General features: G+C 70.7%; 19 protein-coding genes. 6 read left to right on the forward strand and 13 right to left on the reverse strand.

Annotated elements, in window-relative coordinates; all coding sequences use genetic code 11:
- Positions 1-285: 285 nt before the first annotated feature.
- Together tsf and rpsB are read right to left on the reverse strand one after the other, a co-directional pair.
- A complete protein-coding gene (gene tsf / locus QSK21_RS22790) occupies positions 286-1,122 on the reverse strand; it encodes a translation elongation factor Ts (RefSeq protein ID WP_285698723.1) in 837 nt (278 codons plus the stop codon).
- Positions 1,123-1,635: 513 nt separating this feature from the next.
- Entirely contained in the window at positions 1,636-2,562 is a 927-nt protein-coding gene (gene rpsB, locus QSK21_RS22795) for a 30S ribosomal protein S2 (RefSeq protein ID WP_285698725.1), read from the reverse strand.
- Positions 2,563-2,961: 399 nt separating this feature from the next.
- On the opposite strand from rpsB, the gene QSK21_RS22800 reads away from it, so the two are divergent.
- Entirely contained in the window at positions 2,962-3,636 is a 675-nt protein-coding gene (locus QSK21_RS22800; protein ID WP_285698727.1) for a M23 family metallopeptidase, read from the forward strand.
- Between the two features lie 689 nt (positions 3,637-4,325).
- Here the strand turns inward: QSK21_RS22800 and QSK21_RS22805 are convergent.
- The gene (locus QSK21_RS22805; protein WP_285698728.1) at positions 4,326-5,243 is read right to left on the reverse strand and encodes a tyrosine recombinase XerC; all 918 of its coding nucleotides are present in this window, start codon (positions 5,241-5,243) and stop codon (positions 4,326-4,328) included.
- 280 nt (positions 5,244-5,523) lie between these two features.
- Between QSK21_RS22805 and QSK21_RS22810 the strand changes: the two genes are divergently transcribed.
- From QSK21_RS22810 to dprA, 3 genes are read left to right on the forward strand one after another with little or no spacing between them, the layout of a single operon-like run.
- A complete protein-coding gene (locus QSK21_RS22810; RefSeq protein WP_285698729.1) occupies positions 5,524-5,877 on the forward strand; it encodes a YraN family protein in 354 nt (117 codons plus the stop codon).
- Positions 5,878-7,440 (forward strand): YifB family Mg chelatase-like AAA ATPase, encoded by a 1,563-nt coding sequence (locus tag QSK21_RS22815; protein ID WP_285698731.1) that lies wholly within the window; start codon positions 5,878-5,880, stop codon positions 7,438-7,440.
- Positions 7,437-8,693, forward strand: coding sequence for a DNA-processing protein DprA (gene dprA, locus QSK21_RS22820; protein WP_285698773.1), 1,257 nt, complete (start codon positions 7,437-7,439; stop codon positions 8,691-8,693). Before QSK21_RS22815 ends, dprA begins: the two co-directional genes overlap by 4 nt.
- Here dprA and QSK21_RS22825 read toward each other — a convergent pair.
- The 9 genes from QSK21_RS22825 to ffh form a co-directional block, all read right to left on the reverse strand.
- Complete coding sequence (locus QSK21_RS22825) at positions 8,687-9,001, reverse strand: DUF2469 domain-containing protein (RefSeq protein WP_285698776.1); 315 nt, start codon at positions 8,999-9,001, stop codon at positions 8,687-8,689. The genes dprA and QSK21_RS22825 overlap by 7 nt on opposite strands.
- Positions 8,998-9,744: a ribonuclease HII gene (locus QSK21_RS22830; protein WP_285698777.1), complete on the reverse strand. Its 747-nt coding sequence runs from the start codon at positions 9,742-9,744 to the stop codon at positions 8,998-9,000. The genes QSK21_RS22825 and QSK21_RS22830 overlap by 4 nt, the downstream gene beginning before the upstream one ends.
- A gap of 1,013 nt (positions 9,745-10,757) precedes the next feature.
- Positions 10,758-11,678, reverse strand: coding sequence for a signal peptidase I (gene lepB, locus QSK21_RS22835; RefSeq protein ID WP_285698779.1), 921 nt, complete (start codon positions 11,676-11,678; stop codon positions 10,758-10,760).
- 567 nt (positions 11,679-12,245) lie between these two features.
- Positions 12,246-12,596: a 50S ribosomal protein L19 gene (rplS, locus tag QSK21_RS22840; protein WP_285698780.1), complete on the reverse strand. Its 351-nt coding sequence runs from the start codon at positions 12,594-12,596 to the stop codon at positions 12,246-12,248.
- Positions 12,597-12,730: 134 nt separating this feature from the next.
- Entirely contained in the window at positions 12,731-13,516 is a 786-nt protein-coding gene (gene trmD / locus QSK21_RS22845) for a tRNA (guanosine(37)-N1)-methyltransferase TrmD (protein ID WP_285698781.1), read from the reverse strand.
- A complete protein-coding gene (rimM, locus tag QSK21_RS22850; protein ID WP_285698782.1) occupies positions 13,513-14,100 on the reverse strand; it encodes a ribosome maturation factor RimM in 588 nt (195 codons plus the stop codon). The genes trmD and rimM overlap by 4 nt, the downstream gene beginning before the upstream one ends.
- A gap of 2 nt (positions 14,101-14,102) precedes the next feature.
- A complete protein-coding gene (locus QSK21_RS22855; RefSeq protein WP_026414632.1) occupies positions 14,103-14,345 on the reverse strand; it encodes an RNA-binding protein in 243 nt (80 codons plus the stop codon).
- Position 14,346: 1 nt separating this feature from the next.
- Positions 14,347-14,805: a 30S ribosomal protein S16 gene (rpsP, locus tag QSK21_RS22860; protein ID WP_285698785.1), complete on the reverse strand. Its 459-nt coding sequence runs from the start codon at positions 14,803-14,805 to the stop codon at positions 14,347-14,349.
- Positions 14,806-15,492: 687 nt separating this feature from the next.
- A complete protein-coding gene (ffh, locus tag QSK21_RS22865) occupies positions 15,493-17,067 on the reverse strand; it encodes a signal recognition particle protein (protein WP_285698786.1) in 1,575 nt (524 codons plus the stop codon).
- A gap of 323 nt (positions 17,068-17,390) precedes the next feature.
- On the opposite strand from ffh, the gene QSK21_RS22870 reads away from it, so the two are divergent.
- Together QSK21_RS22870 and QSK21_RS22875 are read left to right on the forward strand one after the other, a co-directional pair.
- On the forward strand, positions 17,391-18,104 hold the full coding sequence (locus QSK21_RS22870; RefSeq protein ID WP_285698787.1) for an RNA polymerase sigma factor: 714 nt from the start codon (positions 17,391-17,393) through the stop codon (positions 18,102-18,104).
- Between the two features lie 72 nt (positions 18,105-18,176).
- Positions 18,177-19,109, forward strand: a complete 933-nt coding sequence (locus tag QSK21_RS22875; protein WP_285698788.1) for a hypothetical protein — start codon at positions 18,177-18,179, stop codon at positions 19,107-19,109.
- Positions 19,110-19,163: 54 nt separating this feature from the next.
- Here QSK21_RS22875 and QSK21_RS22880 read toward each other — a convergent pair whose 3' ends face one another.
- Positions 19,164-21,593, reverse strand: a complete 2,430-nt coding sequence (locus QSK21_RS22880; RefSeq protein ID WP_285698789.1) for a [protein-PII] uridylyltransferase — start codon at positions 21,591-21,593, stop codon at positions 19,164-19,166.
- Between the last annotated feature and the right edge of the window lie 5 nt (positions 21,594-21,598).

A 21,598-nucleotide genomic window follows, 5' to 3' on the forward strand; every position in this document is an offset into this window, starting at 1 on the left:
AGATATGCCCCGAACGCGCCCCGATACCGCGACCGGCCCGCCACGGGTCACCCCCCCACGGCGTGCCGGGCCGCACCAGACCCATCTCGCCCCGCACCGATTGTCCAGGACCCTACGCCCTGGCACCGACAATCGGCCGGGATTCGCCATGCCGCCCGGCCCCTCGGAGCCGCCCGGTCCTGGCCATGTCCGCCGAAAGGCCCCGTTCGGAGAACGGGGCCATGGCACGGGCGGACGCGACCTACCAGGTCGCAGGGCCTGATCGGAAGGTCGGAGGACCGGTGATCAGACCTGGCCGACCTTGAAGCGGGCGAAGCGCTTGACCTTCACGCCCGCCTCGTCCAGAACCTTGGAGATGGTCTTCTTGCCGTCCTTGACGAACGCCTGCTCCAGCAGCACCAGGTCGCGGAAGTAGGCGTTGACCCGGCCCTCGACGATCTTCGGGATGGCCTGCTCGGGCTTGCCCTCCTCGCGGGTGAGCTGCTCGGCCAGCGCCCGCTCCTTCTCGACCGCCTCGGCGGGGATCTCCTCACGGGAGAGGTACTTGGGCGCCATCGCCGCGATCTGCTGGGCGATGTCCTTGGCCACCTCGGGGTTCGCGGTGTCCAGCTCGACCAGCACGCCGGTGGTCGGCGGCAGCGACGGGTCGGACTTGTGCATGTAGCTGGTCACGTACTCGCCGGTGAAGTGGGCGAAGCGGCGCAGCTCCAGCTTCTCGCCGATCTTCGCGCTGTTCTCCTCGATCAGCGCCTGGACGGTCTTGCCCGGCTCGATCTCGGCTCCCAGCAGCGCCGGTGTGTCGGCGGCGCCGCTGGTGACCGCGAACTCGGCGAGCCGGTCGGCCAGTTGGATGAACTGCTCGTTCTTGGCCACGAAGTCGGTCTCGCAGTTGAGCTCCAGGATCGCGCCGTCGCCGTCACTGGCGAAGTACTGGGCGACCAGGCCGTTGCCGGCGGTGCGCTCGGCGCGCTTGCCCACGTCCTTGGCACCCTTGAGGCGCAGCAGCTCGACCGCCTTGTCGAAGTCGCCCTCGGCCTCGGTCAGCGCGTTCTTGCAGGCCATCATGCCGGAGCCGGTCAGCTCGCGGAGCCGCTTGACGTCAGCGGCGGTGAAGTTTGCCATCGCTCTCTTCGTCTCTGTCGTGGTGGAACGTCTGGTGAAGTGGTAGATGTACCCGGCGGAGCGCGTTCCGCCGGACGTCATTGGCCGCCCGTCCGCCGGGCTCTGGGCCCTTCGCGGAGGAGCCTGCCCTCGTTCACTGGACCACGGGTGCCGTGCGCGGGAGCCTCCGGCGACCGGTATCCGTCCGGAACGCGACCGCGACCTCACGTGGCAAGTCCCGCGCGCCGCGTACCGGAACCGGTCGTAGGGCGGGCTCACGTCCACCGGTCCGCTTTGAGCCCTACCCCGGACAGCCGGGCCTGGAGCACTTCCTCCACGGAATGAACCATTCCGCGAACCGAACTGTTCCATGGGATCTTCCGACCACGACACCCGGTGCCTCAAAACCGACCGGCCGCGCCCCCGCCTTCCAGAGACTGGCTTGGCCGGGGGGCGGTAGGCGGACGCACAGCACCCCTACGAGCACGGCCCCAGGACGCGACGGTCACCTCGCCCCGGGGCCATGCGTCGCCGTCAGCTCTGCCCGGCGCCCTGGGGCCGATCCTGAGCGGCCTCCGCGGACGCGCCCTCGGAAGCCTCCGGGGCGGCCTCGGACGCGGCACCCTCGGCCGGCTTGGCCTCGGCGGCCTGCGCGGCCTCAGCGGCGGGCTGCTCCTGGTTCTCCAGCAGCTGGCGCTCCCACTCGGCCAGCGGCTCGGACGCCCCGACCCCGCCCTCGGCCGGCTTGTCCCCGCCGGTGGCGGCGCCCGCGCGGGCGATCAGGCCGTCCGCGACCGCGTCGGCGACCACCCTGGTCAGCAGGCTGACGCTGCGGATCGCGTCGTCGTTGCCCGGGATCGGGTAGTCGACCTCGTCAGGGTCGCAGTTGGTGTCCAGGATCGCGACCACGGGGATGCCGAGCTTCTTGGCCTCGTTGACCGCGATGTGCTCCTTCTTGGTGTCCACGATCCAGACGGCGCTGGGCACCTTGGCCATGTCGCGGATACCGCCGAGGGTGCGCTCCAGCTTGTCCTTCTCGCGACGCAGCCCCAAGAGCTCCTTCTTGGTCATTCCGGAGCCGGCGACATCGTCGTAGTTGATCTCCTCCAGCTCCTTGAGCCGGGTGAGCCGCTTGTGGACGGTCGAGAAGTTGGTGAGCATGCCGCCCAGCCAGCGCTGGTTGACGTACGGCATGCCGACCCGCGTGGCCTGCTCGGAGATGGTCTCCTGCGCCTGCTTCTTGGTGCCGACGAACAGGATCGTGCCACCGTGCGCGACCGTCGCCTTGACGAACTCGTAGGCGCGGTCGATGTAGGACAGCGACTGCTGCAGGTCGATGATGTAGATGCCGTTGCGGTCGGTGAGGATGAACCGCTTCATCTTCGGGTTCCACCGGCGGGTCTGGTGGCCGAAGTGAACGCCGCTTTCGAGCAGCTGCCGCATCGTGACGACGGGTGCCATGGGCCCGTACTCTCCTTGTCCGGCCCGTTACCGGGCCACGTTTGGTTGGTCGCCCGCGTCCGGACACAACCCCGCCGTCACCGGGATGACGGACCGAGGGATTGCGCCCCACCAAGCAAAGCAGGTGGCCGGCGGACGCGTGAATTCGGTCGCGGACACGACCGCTGGCCGGGGATCGACCCCCGGGCCTGTGGCCTGTCCGCTCCATAATGGAACGGCTTCCCGCTCACCAGGCCGTGATGGCCGTTCGAGCGACGGCCAAGCCTTGACCGGTGCCCATTCGAACACCCGCCTAGGTTATCAGGGCGCGGAGACCGCCGGGAAACCCCGATCACAAGGGTTATCCACAGTTGGCGAACCCCCTGGGCCGCGGCTTCGGGCACCGGCCAGACTGCCGATATGACGCTGATCACGCTGCTTCTGGCCTGCTCACTGACCGTCGGAGCCCCTCTCTCACCCCATGAATGGCACTGGCCGCTGGGCCCGCCCGTCCCCCAGGTCCTTCGCGCCTTCTCCCCTCCCGCGACCCCTTGGGGTCCTGGCCACCGGGGAGTCGATCTCGCCGCCCGTCCCGGCCTCCCGGTGTACGCGGCGGCGCCCGGCGAGGTCTCTTACGCGGGACGTCTCGCGGGCCAAGGCATAGTCGCCGTAACGCATGGGGCGCTACGAACCACCTATCTCCCCGTGCGGCCGGCCGTCCAGAAGGGCCACTCCGTAAAGGCGGGTGCCCGTATCGGCACCGTAGAGCCGTCCACGCACTGCGCCACACCCTGCCTGCACTGGGGCCTGCTGCGGGGAGACACCTACCTGGACCCGCTTCCTCTGGTACGGCCCCAGGTACGCCTGCTGCCCCACTGGCGAGCCCCCACGTCCGCCCCCGATCCACCGGCTCCATCGGCCCAGATGGACCTCCGCGACGCCACGACGGCCGGCGGCGGCGCCCTGGCGGGCATGCTTTTCACCTTCACCCTGATCTCACTCCTGAAGTTCAACCGCAACCGCCGCCCGCCCCCTCCCGGGGTGATCGACCTAACCCAAGAACGCCGCGAACGCCGCCTACGCCGAGTCCGCTAGACCCACGCCTCCCAGGGCCCCTCACCCAGGGCCCTGGGAAGGCTCTCACCAAAGGACCACAACCAAAACCAGCACCGCCGCCGCGCTCTACCTCACACAACCCCAACCTCAAACGCTTTTCACACCACCCACCAGGTCCGCCCCGCACTGGCAGGCACGACGGCTCTGTCTCTCCCGCAGGTCTTATCTCGCCCGCGGGGCCCGCTCAGCGCCGCAGGCGCCGACTCGGATCCGTAGATCAGGTCGGCCCCGCAGAGTGCGACCCGACCCCACAGGGCGCACCGGCCGCGTAGGGCGCGACTCGGAGTGGAGGCACTCGTGGCGGAGCACGGCCTCGAAGCAACTCATCCCACCCGGCCCGGAAGCCGCGGAGGACGCACAGCCCATCCTTTACGACAGCGGAACAGGAGCACCATGCCAAGGCCGCTAAGCGGCAGCTCAACCAACTCAGCAAGGTCAACGTCAGCCCGCTGGCCCTGAGGGTTCGCGGCCCTGGAGGAACGGCACGCCTTCCTCACCTCGCAGCTCGAAGACCTCAAAACAAACCCGCCGCCACTCAACCCGAGGTGCGATCGGCCCCGCAGGGTGTGAGTCGGCTTCGCGGGGTGTGAGTCGGCTTCGCGGGGTGTGAGTCGGCTTCGCGGGGTGTGAGTCGGCTTCGCGGGGTGGCTTGGCGTTGTCGGGGGTGCCTACTCGGTGCCGCGGGGGTGGGCTTGGCGGTGTACCTGTCTGAGGCGTTCCGGGGTCACGTGGGTGTAGATCTGCGTGGTCTGGAGGGACGCGTGTCCGAGGATTTCCTGGACGCTTCGCAGGTCGGCGCCGCCTTCGAGCAGGTGGGTGGCGGCGCTGTGCCGTAGTCCGTGCGGCGCGAGGTCTGGAACGTCTCCGACCTCGGCGATCCGGCCGTGGACGATCCTGCGCACGGTGTTGGCGTGCAGGCGTCCACCGCGGGCGCCGAGGAAAAGCGCCGGCCCGCTCCGCTCGTTCGCGAGCGCCGGGCGTCCCGCGGACAGCCACGTCGCCACGGCACGCGCCGCCGGTTCGCCCAGGGGCACCGTTCGCTCCTTGCCGCCCTTGCCGAGCACACGGACGGTTCCTCGGCCGGTGTCCAGGTCGTCGATGTCCAGGCCGCAGAGTTCGCCGACCCGGACGCCCGTCCCGTAGAGGAGTTCGAGCACCGCCTGGTCCCGCAGGCCCAGGGGGCCTTCGGCGTCCATCTCGTCCAGCAGCCGGGCCGCCTCGTCCTGGTCGAGCACACGGGGAAGGTCGCGATGCCGCTTAGGGGTGCCCAGGAGCTGCCCGGGGTCGTGCGTGATAACCCGACGCCTGTGGAGGTGAGCGGTGAACGCTCGGGCCGCCGCGGTGCGGCGGGCCAGCGTGGCGCGTGACAGGCCGTCCGCATGCTGAAGCGCGAGCCAGGCACGCAGCACGTTGACATCGAGTTCGCTCACTTTGCGTACGCCGACCTCCGCCGCGTACCGGCACAGGTCTCGCAGGTCCCCTTCGTACGCGCGCAAAGTGTGCGGCGACACGTCGCGTTCCCCGCGCAGATACCGCCCGAACTCGGCCACGGCCTCCGGCAGTTCCCCATCGCCCGCTTCCGTCACACGGCCCCCTCAGAAAGCTAGCCACCTACTAAACCCCGACTTCAGGCACAGCACCAATCCCCACGCCACTTAACCGGCCGACACCATCACGTCATGGCACGCGTCATCCCCAAGCTCGTCCTGGAGTCCTCCTGCCTGCCCCCACACGACGCCGCGCCATCCGCCCAATAAACGGCCACCTCAGGTAATCGATCAAGAACGGAAAGTTATCCACAGACCTACGTTTTGCTGGTTTCCAGGTGAACGCTCCGGCAGCGTCATAGGTCGGAGGTGAGGCCCGATGAACGCCAACAAGAGCCTCGGAGAGCGCGGCGAGGACGCCGCGGCCGCCTATCTGGCGGGGCAGGGCTGGACGGTCCTGGAACGCAACTGGCGGTGTTCCGAGGGCGAGCTCGACATCATCGCCCACGACGGCGTGCGTCACGTCGTCTGCGAGGTGAAGACCCGCAGTTCCACCGACTACGGGGATCCGCTGGAGGCGATCACCCCGCGCAAGGCCGTCCGGCTGAGGCGGCTGGCGTGGCGCTGGGCGAACGCGCGCGGCGTGCCCAAGGACGACGTCGGCGTGGACCTGCTCGGCTTGGTGACCGACCGGGACGGCTTCGTCGTCGATCACATGCGGGGGGTGTGCTGAGTGGCGCTCGCCAAGACACGCTCGGTGTCGCTGGTAGGCGTGGAGGGTTTCGTCGTGGACGTGGAGGCCGCGATCACCAGCGGGGTTCCCGGGCTCCATCTGGTCGGGCTCCCCGACACCGCGCTGAACGAGGCCCGTGACAGGGTCCGGGCCGCCGTGTACAACTCCGGTGAGGACTGGCCCAATCGCCATGTCACCATCTCCCTGTTTCCGGCCAGCCTGCCCAAACGCGGTTCGATCTTCGATACGGCCATCGCCGTGGCATTGATGGCCGCCGCCGAGGCCATTCCGCCGCGATCCTGTGAGGGCCTGGTGGTGATCGGCGAGCTGGGGCTGGACGGGCGCCTGCGGGCCGTCCCCGGGGCCCTGGCCGCCGTGCTCGCCGCGTCGCAGGCGGGGTGCACGACGGTCGTCGTCCCCAGCGCCAACAGGGCGGAGGCGGAGCTGGTCGACGATCTCCAGGTGATCTCCGCGTCGAGCCTGCGAGGGCTGCTGTGCCTGCTGCGGGACGAGCCACCGCCCATCGAGGAGGCCGAGGAACCTGCGGACGCCTCACCGCACTCGGTCGCCGAAGGGATGGTGCTGAGCGGCCAAGGCAACCGAGGCCCGCTCGATCTGGCGGACGTGCGGGGCCAGGCGGAGGCACGCCGCGCCCTGGAGATCAGCGCCGCGGGCGGGCACCATCTCTTCTTCACCGGTCCCCCGGGCTGCGGCAAGACGATGCTGGCCGAGCGCCTGCCCACGCTCATGCCGCCGCTCGACCGCGAGGAGGCGCTGAAGGTCACCGCGATCCACTCCGTGGCCCGCGCGCTGCCCAGCGATCAGCCGCTGATCACGCGTCCGCCCTTCTACGCGCCGCACCACACCGCGAGCACGGCCGCGATGGTCGGGGGCGGCCACGGCCGGCACATCCAGCCGGGCGCGGTATCCCTGGCCCACAACGGCATCCTGTTCCTCGACGAGGCCCCCGAGTTCCAGCGGACCGCCCTGGACGCGCTCCGCCAGCCGCTCGAAGAGGGAGAGGTCAGGATCTCCCGCATCGAGGGCGCGGCCTGCTTTCCGGCCCGGTTCACCCTCGTCCTGGCGGCCAATCCCTGTCCCTGCGCGGCCGCGAAGCAGGTCGACTGCTGTTGCGCCCCGGGTGTGCGCCGCCGCTACCTCAACAAGCTGTCCGGCCCCCTCCTTGACCGTATCGACCTCAAACTCGAACTGACCCCCGCCAGCCGTGCCGAACTGCGCTACGACCTGGAGTTCGCCGAGGCCAGCGAGGTCGTCGCCGAACGCGTTCTGCAGGCACGCGAACGTACCGCCAAACGGCTCGCCGACACCCCTTGGCGCTTCAACTCCGAGATTCCAGGTCCCGAGCTTCGCCGCCGGTTCACGCCTCCGCCTGAGGCGATGCGCGCCGCCGACGCCGCGCTTCAGAACGGCTCGCTCAGCGTCCGCGGCTTCGACCGGATCCTCCGCGTCGCCTGGACGATCGCCGATCTGGCCGGACGCGACCAGCCCAACGAGGACGACGTCGGCGGCGCCCTTGCCCTGTGGACCGGGAGGAGACCATGACCGACGACGACCTCACCGGGCGTGAGCCCGTGCCCGGGCCGGCCGCGCACGAACAGCGGGAGGGATCCGCGTTGGACGCCCGTGCCGATCAGCCCGTCCAGCAGGTGCGGCAGGAGGAGCGCGAGGCGCGGGCGGCGCTCTGCGCGGCGGCCGAACCAGGGGACGCGTTCCTCAACCGGATCCTTGACCACGCGGGCGCGCCGGGAGCCCTCGCCGCTCTTCGCGGCGGACGGCTTCCCGCCGATCTCCAGGCGAGCGAAGGGGAGCTACGCCGGTTCGACCAATGGCGGATCAGGCTGAAGGCCGCCTCCCTCGAGGAGGATCTCGCCGTCTGCGAGCGTATGGGGATCCGCGTGGTCTGCCCGGGTGATCCTGAATGGCCCACCACACTGGACGACCTCGGCGCGGCACGTCCCTACGCGTTGTGGCTTCGCGGCCCGGCCGACCTGCGGTACGGGTGCCTGCGCTCGGTCGCGATGGTCGGATCCCGCGCCGCGTCCCCCTACGGATTGCGGGTGGCCGCCGAGATGAGCACGGAAGTGGCCGAGCGTGGCTGGACGGTGGTCTCGGGGGGCGCGCTCGGCATCGACGGCGCGGCCCATCGAGGCGCGCTGGCCGCCGACGGGACGACCGTGGCGGTGTTCGCCAACGGTGTGGACGTTCCCTACCCGAGCAGCAACGAAGGGCTGTTCGCGGAGCTGGCCAGACGGTGCCTGCTGATCAGCGAGTCGCCGCCGGGCACCCCGCCGCACCGGCTCCGCTTCCTCGTCCGGAACCGGGTGATCGCCGCGCTCTCCCGGGGCACGGTGATCGTCGAGGCGGAGCGCCGCAGCGGGGCGCTCAACACCGCCGCCTGGGCGCGCAGGCTGGGACGCGCGCTGATGGTGGTGCCCGGACCGGTCGACTCCCGTTCGTCGGCCGGATGCCTGCGGCTGCTGCGCGAGGATCCGGAGACCATTTTGGTAACCTGCGCCGACGAGGTGATCGAAGCGGTGGGCGACCTGGGCACCGACCTGGCTCCACGGCCGAGCGCCCCTGTTCTGCCCCGTGACCGCCTGGATCCACCGACCCGCGCGGTGCTGGAGGCGTTCCCGTCCCGTGGCACGACCGGTCCGGCGCAGCTCGCCGCCAAGGCGGGCATGGACATCTTCTCGGTGAACGGCAAGCTCGGTCTTCTCGCCGCCGGAGGGTTCGTCGAGCGCGCCGACGCGGGCTGGCGCCTGACCCGGGCCGCCAGATCAAGGGACTACTGATCGGCGGGGAGTTCGAAATCGCTCTTGGCGAGTTCCTCGACGTTGACGTCCTTGAACGTAACGACACGGACGTTCTTGACGAAGCGGGCGGGTCTGTACATGTCCCAGACCCAGGCGTCCTGCATCGTGACCTCGAAGTAGACCTCGCCGTTCTCGGTGCTGCGCACCTGAAGGTCCACCGAGTTGGTGAGGTAGAAGCGCCGCTCGGTCTCGACGACATAGGTGAACAGACCGACCACGTCGCGGTACTCGCGATAGAGCTGCAGCTCCATCTCGGTCTCGTACTTCTCGAGATCCTCGGCGCTCACGCTGGTGCCCCTTCTTCAGTCCGGCCGTCGCCGGGAATCTCTCCCAGAAGATCCTCCCCGGCGTCCTCCCCGATGGCCATCACCTCTCCATTCTTACGCAGCGCCCGCCCCACATTGACGTAGGAGAACCGATGCTCAGGACAGGGACCGTGTTCGGCCAGTGCCGCAGAGTGATCGCGCGTGACATACCCCTTGTGCTCGTCGAATCCGTACTGCGGGTACCGATCATGCAGGGCGACCATGATCCGGTCTCGGGTGACCTTGGCCACGATCGACGCCGCGGCCACGCAGGCGGCCACCTGATCCCCCTTGATCACGGCCAGCGAGGGCACGCCGACCCCGGGCACCGGGAACCCGTCGCTCAGCACGTACGCGGGCCGCCGCTCCAGCGCCGCGAGCGCTCGTCGCATCCCGGTGATGTTGCACCGGTGCACGCCGATCCGGTCGATGTCATGGCACGGGATGACGATCACGCTCCACGCCAGGGCCCGCTCGATGATCTCGGCGTACAGTTCCTCCCGCCGCGCCGGCGTGAGCAGTTTGGAATCGGTCAGCCCCTCGATCCGCCCCCGCTTGCCTCCCGCAAGGATCACCGCCCCCACCACGAGCGGCCCCGCGCACGCGCCCCGTCCCGCCTCGTCCACACCGGCCACCGGCGAGAACCCGGCGTGCTCAAGCACGCGCTCATAGGCGTGCAACCCTGCGTCTCGTCGCGGTGTGTAGCGGAGCGGCCGACCCTTCATGCCCCGCAGGGTACGTCGCCGAAACCCATCAAGGTCCCCCGATTCCCCCGATCACTCCCCCATCGATACCGATGACCACCACACAAATCAGCACTTACCTGACCAAACGCCCAATCACCACCCGCAACGCTAGCCCGCCCACTCGGAACCCTCACCGCACCACCCACTCACACGGCAACACGCCATCCGCTGCTTCACCGAAATTCCGAATCCCCGCCCCAGGCGGAGGCAACAACTCGAACTCACCGCCTGGACCACCACCACTCGAGCCGCTGACCTGCCGCACCTGCACGGCTTCGCAGGCGGCCCGAGCTCGACCGCGACACCGCGAACGCCGACCCACCACAGCGGCTGCACCGAAGGCGTCAACACCCGTACGAAAAGGATCATGCGGCAGCCGCACAGCCGTGCCAGTTCGAATACTCGGCCACCGCGTCCCGCTGCGGTGATGATCGCTCAGCGCCATCACCGATGACCCGACAGGGCAGCGACCCTGCGCCGGCTGATCACTCCCACCGACCCCACTTCCGCCTGGACTGTCGCGACAAGCGTGTAGGTGGGGTGGTGATCCGGAAGGCCCGAGCCCGTTGGCTTCGGCCGAGAAGATCCATGTGATCAACGACGAGAGGATGAGCGGGCGAGCGGGCCGGATATTCGGCTCGCCCAGGAACGGATTCGTCCCGGAGAACGTGATCGGACAGGTCCCCGGCCTCGACATGCCGCCGTCTCTCGTCCTCCTGACCAGTCGCCCGGGTCTTCCGAGGCGTACCGGTACACGCCGCGACCGGGAGCGGGTTCGGGGTGATACCCGGCGCTGATCCGGCACGACCACGGCGTGGGCAGAGGGGCGGCCGTTGGCCGGTCTGGCAGGACCGCTTACGGTCGGCTCGAGCCGGGCGGTGTGGAGATCGAGTCTGTTCATCCGGCCACGTGATCGACGGCCCGGGCCGACAGCCACTGACCACTCGCTCGCCGGCGAGATCACTTTCACGTTCGGGGAAATATCAGCGCGGTTATCGGCGGAGGCGGCGGCGTAGGTAGGTGATGGGGACGGCACCGACCAGGCCCAAGGCGATCGGGGTGGCCGGTACGGCGGCGGAGGCGGCGTTCAGGCCGGGTTGGTCGTAGGTCTTGGGGATCGGGAGGGTGCCGATCCGGTTCAGGGGCCAGACGATGACGAAGGCGCGGCCGATCACGCGGTTGGTGGGGATCGTGCCGCCACCTGGGTCGCCGCGATGCGAACGGGAGTCGAAGGACAGGTCGCGGTGGTCGCCCATCACCCAGAGCTGGCCCGGCTTGACGGTGACCTCGAAGGGGTCATCGGAGGGCTTGTTCCGTTCGTTGGTGACCGGGTCGGTGAACAGATAGGAGTCCTCGTTGAGGGGGACGCCGTTGACGGTGACGCGGCCCTTGGCGTCACAGCACTTCACCCGGTCACCGGGGATGCCGATGACCCGCTTGATGTAGTCCTTCTCCGTGGGGGCGACACCGAAGGCGGTTCCGATGGTTCGCAGCAACTTCGCGACGGGGTTGCCGGGCTCCTGGACCTCGGTCTCCGGGTCCCACGAGTCCAGGCCGTTGAAGACCACGATGTCACCGCGCTTCACGTCGCGCGTATGGTAAACGATCTTGTTGACCAGGACGCGGTCGCCCACCTGCAGCGTGTTCTCCATCGAGCCCGAGGGGATGTAGAACGCCTGAACGGCGAACGCCTTGATGACCAGTGCGAGGACGAGCGCGACCCCGATCAGGATCGGGAGTTCCTTCCAGAAGGAGCCCTGCTTCTTGGCCTTCTTGCCCTTGGCGGGCCCGCGCTTACGCTCGGAGTCGGAATCCTTCTCGGAGTCCTGCTCAGAGGTCACGGCCTGCTCGTTCTCGGGCACCGCGCCCTCGGCCTCGGATCGCACGTTTCTCCGATCGTCCTCGTCGTCCATCAGAGCGAAAGCCTATCGGCGCCGAGGCCACGGCACCGTGTCCCCGGCCGTGTCGCCCGCTGGGACGTGTGCGTCAAACAGACGTACACCGCCAAATCGGCAACGCCTCGGTCGATACGCCGGTTCCCGCGAGGCCGGATGAGGGTGGAGACCCTATTCCGAACGGACGGCCGCCACACGGGCGGCTCCACGTTCCGATCCGACCCAGGGGCTTCGCCGCCTGGGTGGCGTTTTGGGTGGTTTCTTTGTGGAGGTCTTCTACTTCGCCTCGTCGAGTCGCCGCGTTCGCGCCGATTGGCGAGGCTGGCCCCCTGCGTCCTGCCTGATCACGGTGGGCCGGGGCTCCCCAATGGCTTCGCCGGACGCGGCGTCCCACTCACTACCGCCTGAGGCGGCTCCTCGCGCTCGATCCCACGAGGACCCGCCTGCGGACGAGCTCAGTCGGCCGTTCTGAGAGGGAATGGGGCCTGCTTTCCGGGCGACCCCTCCGTCCAGCGGATCGCGAGGGCGCTTGGGTGGCTCTTCCTGCCCGGCCCCGGTTGGGGCCGGGTGCCCTGAACGGGGGCGTCAGAAGTCCCGCTTCTCCTTGATGCGGGCGGCCTTGCCGCGCAGGTTGCGGAGGTAGTAGAGCTTCGCGCGGCGGACGTCGCCCCGGGTGACGACCTCGATCTTGTCGATCGACGGGCTGTTGAGCGGGAAGGTGCGCTCGACGCCGACGCTGTAGCTGACCTTGCGGACGGTGAAGGTCTCACGGGCGCCGCCGCCCTGGCGCCGGATCACCACGCCCTGGAAGACCTGGATACGGCTCCTGTTGCCCTCCGTGACGCGGACGTGCACCTTGAGCGTGTCGCCCGGACGGAAGTCCGGGACGTCGGTGCGCATCGCGGCCTTCTCGATCTCCTGGATCAGGGTGTGCATGGCGGCGTTTCCTCGCAGGTCGAACGCGGACGTCGAGAGGCCCCTCCCGGCTCGTGCATGGGGCGTCGCGCCGCGCGATGTGTGGTGGCTCGAAAGTCGCGCGCAGCACGCGTCAGCGCGCACAGGGCGACGCTCTAGTGTGCCATAGGTTCGCCGTCCACCGGAAAACCGGCCTCCTCGAGGACCTGCCGATCGCGCTCGTCGAAGGCGTCGGCGGGCATCCGTGCCAGCAGTTCGGGACGGTTCCGGGCGGTACGGCGAAGGGCCTGGTCGCGACGCCAGCGAGCGATCGCCCCGTGGTTGCCGGACAGCAGGACGTCCGGGACGGCGCGGTCGCGCCAGACGGGTGGCTTGGTGTAGACGGGGCCTTCGAGCAGGGATTCCATCGCGCCCGGGGCGAACGAGTCGTCGGCCACCGAGGCGGCGTTGCCCAGGACACCGGGGAGCAGACGGCCCACGGCCTCCACGATCACCAGGACGGCGACCTCCCCGCCGGCGAGCACGAAGTCGCCGAGGCTGACCTCGTCCACCGGCATGCGGGTACGGGCCTCCTCGACCACGCGGGAGTCGATGCCCTCGTACCGTCCGCAGGCGAACAGCAGCCAGTCCTCGGTGGCGAGCTCGGCGGCCATGGCCTGGGTGAACGGGCGCCCGCTGGGCGTGGGGACCAGCAGGCGCGGGATGCGCGGGCCGGGTGGCGCGATGGTGTCCAGGGCCTCGCCCCAGGGTTCGGGTTTCATCACCATGCCGGGGCCGCCGCCGTAGGGGGTGTCGTCGACGGTGCGGTGCCGGTCGTGCGTCCAGTCCCGCAGGTCGTGGACGTGGACGTTCAGGATTCCCGCGCGCCGGGCCTTGCCGAGCAGGGAGACGTCCAGAGGGGCGAAGTAGTCCGGGAAGATCGTGACGATGTCGATTCTCATAGCTCGTCGAGACCGGGCGGGGGGTCGACCACCAGCCGTCCGCCGGCGACGTCCACCTCGGGGACCAGCGCGGCGACGAAGGGGATCAGCGACTCACCGCCATCGGGGCGGCGGATCACCAGGAGGTCCTGCCCGGAGTGCCGGACCTCGGTGACCGCGCCGAGCTCGTCCCCCGTGACGGTGACGGCGGCGAGGCCGATGAGCTCCTGGTCGTGGAACTCGTCGGGGTCGGGGGACGCGGGGATGTCGGTGGGGTCGACGACCAGCCAGGCACCGCGGAGCTTCTCCGCGGTGTCGCGGTCGCCGACCCCGGCGAAGCGCACGAGCAGACGGCCCGAGTGCCAGCGGGCACGCTCGACCGTCAGGGGGCCGAGGCCCGGTGGGTCGGTGGCGAGCTCGGTGCCCGGGGCGAACCGCAGATTCGGATCGTCGGTGCGGACGTCCAGGGTGACCTCACCGCGGACACCGTGCGGCCGTCCGATCCGGCCGACGACGAGCGGGTCGGCGCCCTCCGCGGGGGCGGAGCCCCGGACTCCCGGGGCCGCGCCCGAAGGACGATCGGGGGGCGGCCCGCCCGAGGTCATGGTCAGCGGACCTCGTTGACATCGAGCAGATCAACGCGCACGTACCGGCCCCCGGACAGGGCGCTGATGACCGTGCGCAGGGCCTTGGCGGTACGCCCGCTGCGGCCGATGACCTTGCCGAGGTCGTCGGGGTGCACCCGCACCTCGAGGACCCGGCCGCCCCTGATCCTGCGGGCGCGCACCCGGACGTCGTCCGGGTTCTCGACGATCCCGCGGACCAGATGCTCGAGCGCTTCTTCGAGCACGTCAGCCCTCGCTCTTAGCTTCGGTGGACTCCTCGGCCTTGGCGTCCTCGCCCTTGGCCTTCTTCGGCTCGGCCTTCTTCCTGGCCTTGGTCTGGGTGGCCGGGGCCTCGACGTCGCCCATCGACTCCTTGACCGCGGCCTCGAAGACGGCCTTCTTGTCGGGCCTGGGCTCGGCCACCTTGAGCGTGCCCTCGGCACCGGGCTCGCCCTTGAACTTCTGCCAGTCGCCGGTGATCTTCAGCAGGTTGAGCACGGGCCGGGTCGGCTGCGCGCCGACGCCGAGCCAGTACTGCGCCCGCTCCGAGTTCACCTCGATGCGCGAGGGCTCCTCCTTGGGGTGGTAGAGCCCGATCTCCTCGATCGCCCGTCCGTCACGCTTGGTACGGGCATCGGCGACGACGATCCGGTACTGCGGGTTCCGGATCTTCCCCAGACGCTTGAGCTTGATCTTGACTGCCACGGGTGTGGTGTTCTCCAGACTGATACAGGGGTGAACGGGCGTTACCAGGTGGGGACACCGGCGCACGGCCGCTCGTGGACTCCGGGCGCTCAGGACGAGAGAGGGCGCCTGGCGACTCCGGGGTTTCCAGCCTGCCATTCTGCCAGACGTCAGCGGGAAAGACGCAATCAGCCGATGACACGCGGCCATTCTTCGCGAATCCCGCCCCCTTCGGCCGCCCGACCCCGGCCGGCGGCGCCCCGCACCCCTCCCCAACGCCAAGCCAAGGCCGCGCATCGCGCCAGGCTCACCCCCGCGCCAGGCCACTTTCACGCCCGTCCCGGGCCGCAAACGGACGCGCGTCCGGGACTGCGGGTCCACGCCTGTCCTGGGTGTGCGCCGTGGGCTCGTGCTGGCTGGGCCTCGCGCTCGGGTCGCTCCGGGGGCTCGCATCCGTCTCGGGCGGTGGCCGCACACCCGTGCCGGGCGGTGGGTTCGCTTCGTCCCAGGCGGCGTGTCGTGGCGGCCACGGACTTACGCCTGTGCCCGGCGTTGGCCGTACGCTCGTCCCAGACCTCAGGCTGATATCCGTGCCGGGATGGCGGGCTTACGCCCGTACCGGGCGGAGCGTGGCCTGCGCTTCCGCCGGACGGTCGCGACGGTCGGCCCGTGCGCGGGGTGGGGGACGGGCTAGCGCCTGGTAGTGGGTTACTTCTTTTTGCGGGGTTGAAGTTTGCCCAGATCCGGCATTTGGAAGCCGGGTGGGAGCTGGCCGCCCAGGCCGGGGGGGAGTTGGCCGCCCAGGCCCGGGGGGAGGTTCTGGGGGACGCCGGCGGCGGGCTGCTGGCGCTGGCCGTCGCCTCCGGCGCGCTGGGCGGCGGCGCGCTTGCGCGGGTCGCCGCTGCGCTGCTTGCCCTTCTTGTTCTTGGCCTTGGCGGCCTTCGCGGCCTTGCGGCGTCCGGGCATGCCGGGGAGTCCCATGCCGCCGGCCATCTGGCGGACCATCTTCTGGGCGTCGAAGAACCGGGTGACCAGGCTGCTGACCTCGCCCACGGTGACGCCGGAGCCCTTGGCGATGCGGGCCCGGCGGGAACCGTTGATGATCTTGGGGTTGGAGCGCTCCTGCGGCGTCATCGAGCGGATGATGGCGGCGACCCGGTCCAGGTCCCTGTCATCGATCTTGCTGACCTGGTCGCGGACCTGGCCCATGCCGGGCATCATCCCGAGCAGGTTGCCGATCGGCCCGAGCTTGCGGATCATCATCATCTGCTCGAGGAAGTCCTCGAGGGTGAAGTCCTCGCCCGAGGCGAACTTGGTGGTCATCCGCTCGGCCTGGGCGGCGTCGAACGCCTGCTCGGCCTGCTCGATCAGGGTGAGGATGTCGCCCATGTCGAGGATGCGGCCCGCCATCCGGTCCGGGTGGAAGACGCTGAAGTCCTCAAGCTTCTCCCCGGTCGAGGCGAACATGATGGGACGGCCGGTCATGTGCCGTACCGACAGGGCCGCGCCGCCGCGGGCGTCGCCGTCCAGCTTGGTCAGCACCACGCCGTCGAACCCGACGCCCTGGACGAACGCCTCGGCGGTGGTGACGGCGTCCTGGCCGATCATCGCGTCGACCACGAACAGGATCTCGTCCGGGCTGACGGCGTCGCGGATGTCGGCCGCCTGCCGCATCATCTCGGTGTCCACGCCGAGACGGCCTGCGGTGTCGATGATGACCACGTCGTGCTGGGCGTGCCTGGCGTGGTCGAGGGAGCGGCGCGCCACGTCCACCGGGTCGCCCACGCCGTTGCCGGGCTCCGGCGCGTACACCGGCACGGCGGCGCGCTCGCCGATCACCTGGAGCTGCTGGACGGCGTTGGGACGCTGGAGGTCCGCGGCCACCAGCAGCGGCGCGTGGCCGTCGGACTTCAGCCAGCGGGCCAGCTTGCCCGCCAGGGTGGTCTTACCCGAGCCCTGCAGACCGGCCAGCATGATCACGGTGGGCGGGTTCTTGGCGAAACGGATCCGGCGGGTCTCGCCGCCGAGGATGCCGATCAGCTCCTCGTTGACGATCTTGACGACCTGCTGTGCCGGGTTCAGCGCCTGGGACACCTCGGCGCCCCGGGCCCGCTCCTTGACCTGCGCGATGAAGTCCTTGACCACGGGCAGGGCGACGTCGGCCTCGAGCAGCGCGACACGGATCTCGCGGGCCGTCGCGTTGATGTCGGCCTCGGAGAGCCGGCCCTTGCTGCGCAGCGACGAGAAGACCGTCGTCAACCGGTCGGAGAGCGTCTCGAACACGTGTCTGGACCCGTCCTTGGAAGCTTCTGGGATCAACCTTCAGGGTATCGGGTCGATGGGTGGTTCCCGCCCCCGCCGAATTCACGGAAGTTCCGCCAATCCAGGTGTGACGACTGGGCTGATACGTACGCTGAACGCTTAAGGGGAGCCTTGTGGCGACGCCGTATGGCCCCTGAGACCGTCAGGAATCCCCCATACCGCGAGGTCCAACAGGTGATGACGTGGCCGCCCGCGGGCGCACGAGACGACCGCGTGAGCGGCGCGGCCGTTCCGGGGGGCCTGGGCGTCCGTGGCGTGTACGGCCATTCGGGAGGGGGCGCCGCATGAGGGAGCGCGCGACGCCCCGGCCGGACGTCCCGGAGCTCGAGACGGCCCTGCGCGCCGCGCAGGACGGTGACGGGGACGCGTTCCGCCTGCTGTACCGCGATCTTCAGCCCAGGCTGCTGAGGTACCTGCGGGCCCTGGTGGGGACGGAGGCGGAGGACGTCGCCGCCGATGCCTGGTTGCAGATCGCACGTGATCTCGGGTCGTTCACAGGGGACTACGACCGGTTCCGCGGATGGGCGTCCACCATCGCCCGGCACCGCGCCCTGGACCATCTGCGCCGCGCCGGGCGCCGCCCGGACGGCGGGGTCGACGTCGACTCCCTCGCCGACCTGGTGGCCCGCGATGACACCGAACGGGACGCTCTGGAGCGCCTGTCGACGGGCTCGGCGATCGCGCTGATCTGCGACCTGCCCCGTGATCAGGCGGAGGCGGTGCTGCTGCGCGTGGTGGTCGGCCTGGACGCCAAGGAGGCGGGACGGGTTCTGGGCAAGCGGGCAGGGGCGGTCCGCACCGCGGCCTACCGCGGCCTGCGTCGCCTCGCCGAGCGCCTTACGGCGCAGACCGGCGCCGCCAAGGCGGACGTGGGATCCCCGAAGGGCAGGCGAGCGGGCGCTGTCGCCTCCGCCGAGCGGTCGGGCGCGGCGCCTTCCGCCGCGGCCCCGTCCGCCGGGCGTCCTGGACGCGAGGCGCCCCCGGAGGGCGGGGGGTAGCGCGGGATGGGAGACGCGGTTCACGGTGACGGGTGTGACACCTCCGGGCGCGGTGGCGCTGAAGAGGATGAGATGAGGACGGACGGCAAGGGACTGGATCGCGGCGTCGCCGAGCGGTTGCTCGACGGCGTCCCCGGCGCCCCTGCCTCCGCCCCCTATCTCCTCGCCGATCTCCTCGCCGCCGCGTCGGCCCCAGCCAGGGACGCGGAGCTGGACGGCGAGGAGGCCGCCGTGGCCGCGTTTCACGCCGCGCTCTCGCCAGGCGACCCGTCACCTCAGGAGGCCGGGCGGGCCTGGTTCCCGTTCGCCCGGCTGCTGCCGGTGAAGTTCGCGGCGGTGGCTTTGGCGACGGCCACGGCGGCCGGCGGGGTTTTCGTCGCGGTCCAGGCCGGGGCGTTGCAGGTCGATCTGCTCCAGCCCCGGCCGTCCGCGTCCGGGTCCCCGGCGGAGCCGTCGCGGACGGACCCGAACCCGGTGGGCTCAGCGGGCACTTCCCGGCCGTTGCGCACTCGTCCGGACCCGGCCGTGCTGGGGATGTGCCGCAGTTACAACGCCATGCCCCCGCACAGGCGCCTGGACGCGTTGAACAGGCCCGCCATGCAGGCGCTGGTCGCGGCCGCGGGAGGCGCGGCCAAGGTGGGGGCCTACTGCGATGTGCTGCTGACGTCCCCGCCCGGCTCCGCCGAGCACAGCCGTGAGAACAGCAAGGCCACCCCTGGGAAGGGCCATGAGGACAAGGTCAGGCCCACGTCCAAGGGGCGTCCGGACAAGGCCGAGGACGACACCGCCACGGGCGGGGCGCCCGAAGGCGAGGACGACACCGACGACGTCACGGACGACAGCGACACGCCCAAGCCCGGCGTCCCAGGCAGCGGACCGAACGCTCCCGAAGAAGCCGAGCGTGCGACGAACGGCGGAGCGCAGCAGCAACAGGAGACGCCCACCACCATGGAGGAATCCGAGCCGGAGGAACCCTCAGCGGACCCGGACCCGGCGACTTCCTGATCCAGGACCGGGCGGAGAGGCGGTCGTGCCCCCGTGGCCGTCTCTCCGCCCCCCTTACCCGGCCTGCCGCGTGTCCGGTGGCTGCAACGCGGCCAAGACGTGCTGCCGTACGTGTGACAGCCGTGCGGGTTCGGTGAGGGGCCGGTTGGACTCGTCCACTACGTAGAAGACGTCGACGGCGTCCGATCCGAGCGTGTCCACCTGGGCGGCCCGCACCTGAAGGCCGCACTCCCCCAGCGCCTGGCCCACGCGCCACAGGAGCCCCGGACGGTCGTGGGCACGTACCTCCACGACCGTGGCCGTGCTGGACGCGTCGTCCACGATGGTGACGCGAGGCGGGGGGACGGGGATGCCGGTCCGTACGCGCAGCGACCGGGCCCGCCGTTCCAGGCGTGCGGCCACGTCAAGGCGGTCGGCGAGCATGCGTCGCAGGTCGGCCTCTAGAGCGGCCGGGTCGGGCGGGTTGCCATATTCGGGGACGGCCGTGAACTCCAGCACCGCCGTCCCGAGCGCCCCGTCCCCGGGCGCGGGGGACGACAGCCGGGCGGTGCGGACGGCCAGCCGGTGCATGGCGAGCACTCCAGCGGCCTTCCAGAGCAGCCCTGGGCGGTTCGGGGCCGCGATGGTGACCCGGGACCCCAGGACGCGCACGGAACCGCCGTCATGGCGCGCCAGGGCGAGCGCGGACGGGCTCAGGTGCGGGGCCGGGGGCGGGGTGCCGCCCGCGAGGGCCGCGGAGGCACGGCGCGCCAGCTCGGCGATCAGGCCCGCCTTCCAGTTGCCCCAGGCCCCGGGCCCGGTGGCGAGCCCGTCGGCGATCGCCAGCGCGGCCAGTAGCTCCACGAGCTCACGTTCCCTACCGGGGACGTCGGACACCGCGGAGGTGACCACCTCGATCGTCTTGGGGTCGGCGATGTCGCGCCTGGTCGCGGTGTCGGGTAGCAGGAGGTGGTGCCGGACGAGGGCCTCCAGCACCGTGACGTCCCCGTCGTCGAACCCCATCCGCGCGCCCAGGTCACGGGCCACGACGGCGCCGCTCACGGAGTGGTCGCCCGGCCAGCCCTTGCCGATGTCGTGCAGGAGGGAGCCGACCAGCAGCAGGTCGGGGCGGGACACCTCACGGGTGAGCGCGGCGGCGTTGGCGGCGGCCTCCACCAGATGGCGGTCGACGGTGAAGCGATGCACGGGGTTGCGTTGCGGGCGGTTGCGTACCCGTTCCCAGTCGGTCAGCAGCCTGACGATGAGCCCGGCCTGGTCCAGCGCCTCCCATACGCCGATGGCCGCAGGCCCCGCCCCCAGGAGCGAGACCAGGGCGTCCCGTGCCTCGGCGGGCCATGGCACGGGAGGAAGAGCCGCGTGCTCGGCGAGCCGCCCCACGGTGGCCAAGGCCAAAGGAAGCCCGGCTTGAGCCGCCGCAGCGGCCACGCGCAGGGTGAGCGCGGGGTCGTCCAGGTCGGCGCCACGGGCCAGGACGACTTCGCCCTCCTGTTCCACGGCACCGTCCCCTACGGGCGTGCGCTCGATGCCACGCGCACCGGCACCGGACGGGGTGCGCGCCACCCGCATAGCCGACGTTCGACGCGGAGCGCAGAACCGCTCGACCTGCCGCCAGAGGTGGTCACCGGCATACGTGACCGTCCGCGCGGCCTCCGCGAGGGTGCGCAGCAGCACGTTGCCGTCGAGCATGCCCAGCGCCTGCGCCACCGCCTCATGCTCTTGGAGGACGAGGCGGTCCGTGCCGCGCCCGGTCACCTCATGCAGCGCGTGCCGTACGTCCAGGAGAAGGTCATAGGCGGCCCGTACGCGCGCATCCGGGGCCGAAGCCACCCAGGACGCGGCGACGGCCTGCATGACGTTCACATCGCGCAGGCCCCCATGGGCCTCTTTGAGGTCGGGTTCCAGCAGGAAGGCCAGCTCCCCCTTGGACTCCCAGCGCTTGCGGCACATCTCCGCAAGCTCGGCCAGGCGCTTGCGCGCGTCGGCGCGCCAGTCCGACAGGACGGCCGCGCGCATCTCGTCCACCAGGGAGTGCTCCCCCGCGATACGGCGGGCCGAGAGCAACCCCAGGGCCGCCTTCATGTCGGCGCGGGCCACCTCCCTGGCCTCGTGGACGGTGCGCACCGAATGGTCGAGCCGTACCCCCGAGTCCCAGATCGGGTACCACACGCGGTCGGCGACCTCGGCCACGTCCGGGCGTCCCCGATGCAGGAGGACCAGGTCCAAGTCCCCGCCGGGCGTCAGCTCCCGCCGCGCGTGGCTGCCGACGGCGACCAGCGCCACGCCGTCCACGGGCCGATGGCCCGTGAAGCCGGCCCCGTCCGGCCCGGTCAGGACCGGCCGTCCCCGCAGACCGGGGCTGACGCCGCCCAGCAGCAGGCCGGAGAGCCAGCGGTCGAGCTCACCAGCGCGCGCGGCCCGCGCCGCCACGAGGGCTGCGCGGGCCGCGTGTGTCTCTCCCCCGAGAGTGCCGTGAACCAGCGTCATCCGTT

Source organism: Actinomadura sp. NBRC 104412, from assembly GCF_030269515.1.
Lineage (GTDB): Bacteria > Actinomycetota > Actinomycetes > Streptosporangiales > Streptosporangiaceae > Spirillospora.

Coding starts and splice junctions, on each gene's coding strand:
- tsf (WP_285698723.1), bottom strand. CDS start 1,122: ATGGCAAACTTCACCGCCGCTGACGTCAAGCGGCTCCGCGAGCTGACC.
- rpsB (WP_285698725.1), bottom strand. CDS start 2,562: ATGGCACCCGTCGTCACGATGCGGCAGCTGCTCGAAAGCGGCGTTCAC.
- QSK21_RS22800 (WP_285698727.1), top strand. CDS start 2,962: ATGACGCTGATCACGCTGCTTCTGGCCTGCTCACTGACCGTCGGAGCC.
- QSK21_RS22810 (WP_285698729.1), top strand. CDS start 5,524: ATGAACGCCAACAAGAGCCTCGGAGAGCGCGGCGAGGACGCCGCGGCC.
- dprA (WP_285698773.1), top strand. CDS start 7,437: ATGACCGACGACGACCTCACCGGGCGTGAGCCCGTGCCCGGGCCGGCC.
- QSK21_RS22830 (WP_285698777.1), bottom strand. CDS start 9,744: ATGAAGGGTCGGCCGCTCCGCTACACACCGCGACGAGACGCAGGGTTG.
- lepB (WP_285698779.1), bottom strand. CDS start 11,678: ATGGACGACGAGGACGATCGGAGAAACGTGCGATCCGAGGCCGAGGGC.
- rplS (WP_285698780.1), bottom strand. CDS start 12,596: ATGCACACCCTGATCCAGGAGATCGAGAAGGCCGCGATGCGCACCGAC.
- trmD (WP_285698781.1), bottom strand. CDS start 13,516: ATGAGAATCGACATCGTCACGATCTTCCCGGACTACTTCGCCCCTCTG.
- rimM (WP_285698782.1), bottom strand. CDS start 14,100: ATGACCTCGGGCGGGCCGCCCCCCGATCGTCCTTCGGGCGCGGCCCCG.
- QSK21_RS22870 (WP_285698787.1), top strand. CDS start 17,391: ATGAGGGAGCGCGCGACGCCCCGGCCGGACGTCCCGGAGCTCGAGACG.
- QSK21_RS22875 (WP_285698788.1), top strand. CDS start 18,177: ATGAGGACGGACGGCAAGGGACTGGATCGCGGCGTCGCCGAGCGGTTG.
- QSK21_RS22880 (WP_285698789.1), bottom strand. CDS start 21,593: ATGACGCTGGTTCACGGCACTCTCGGGGGAGAGACACACGCGGCCCGC.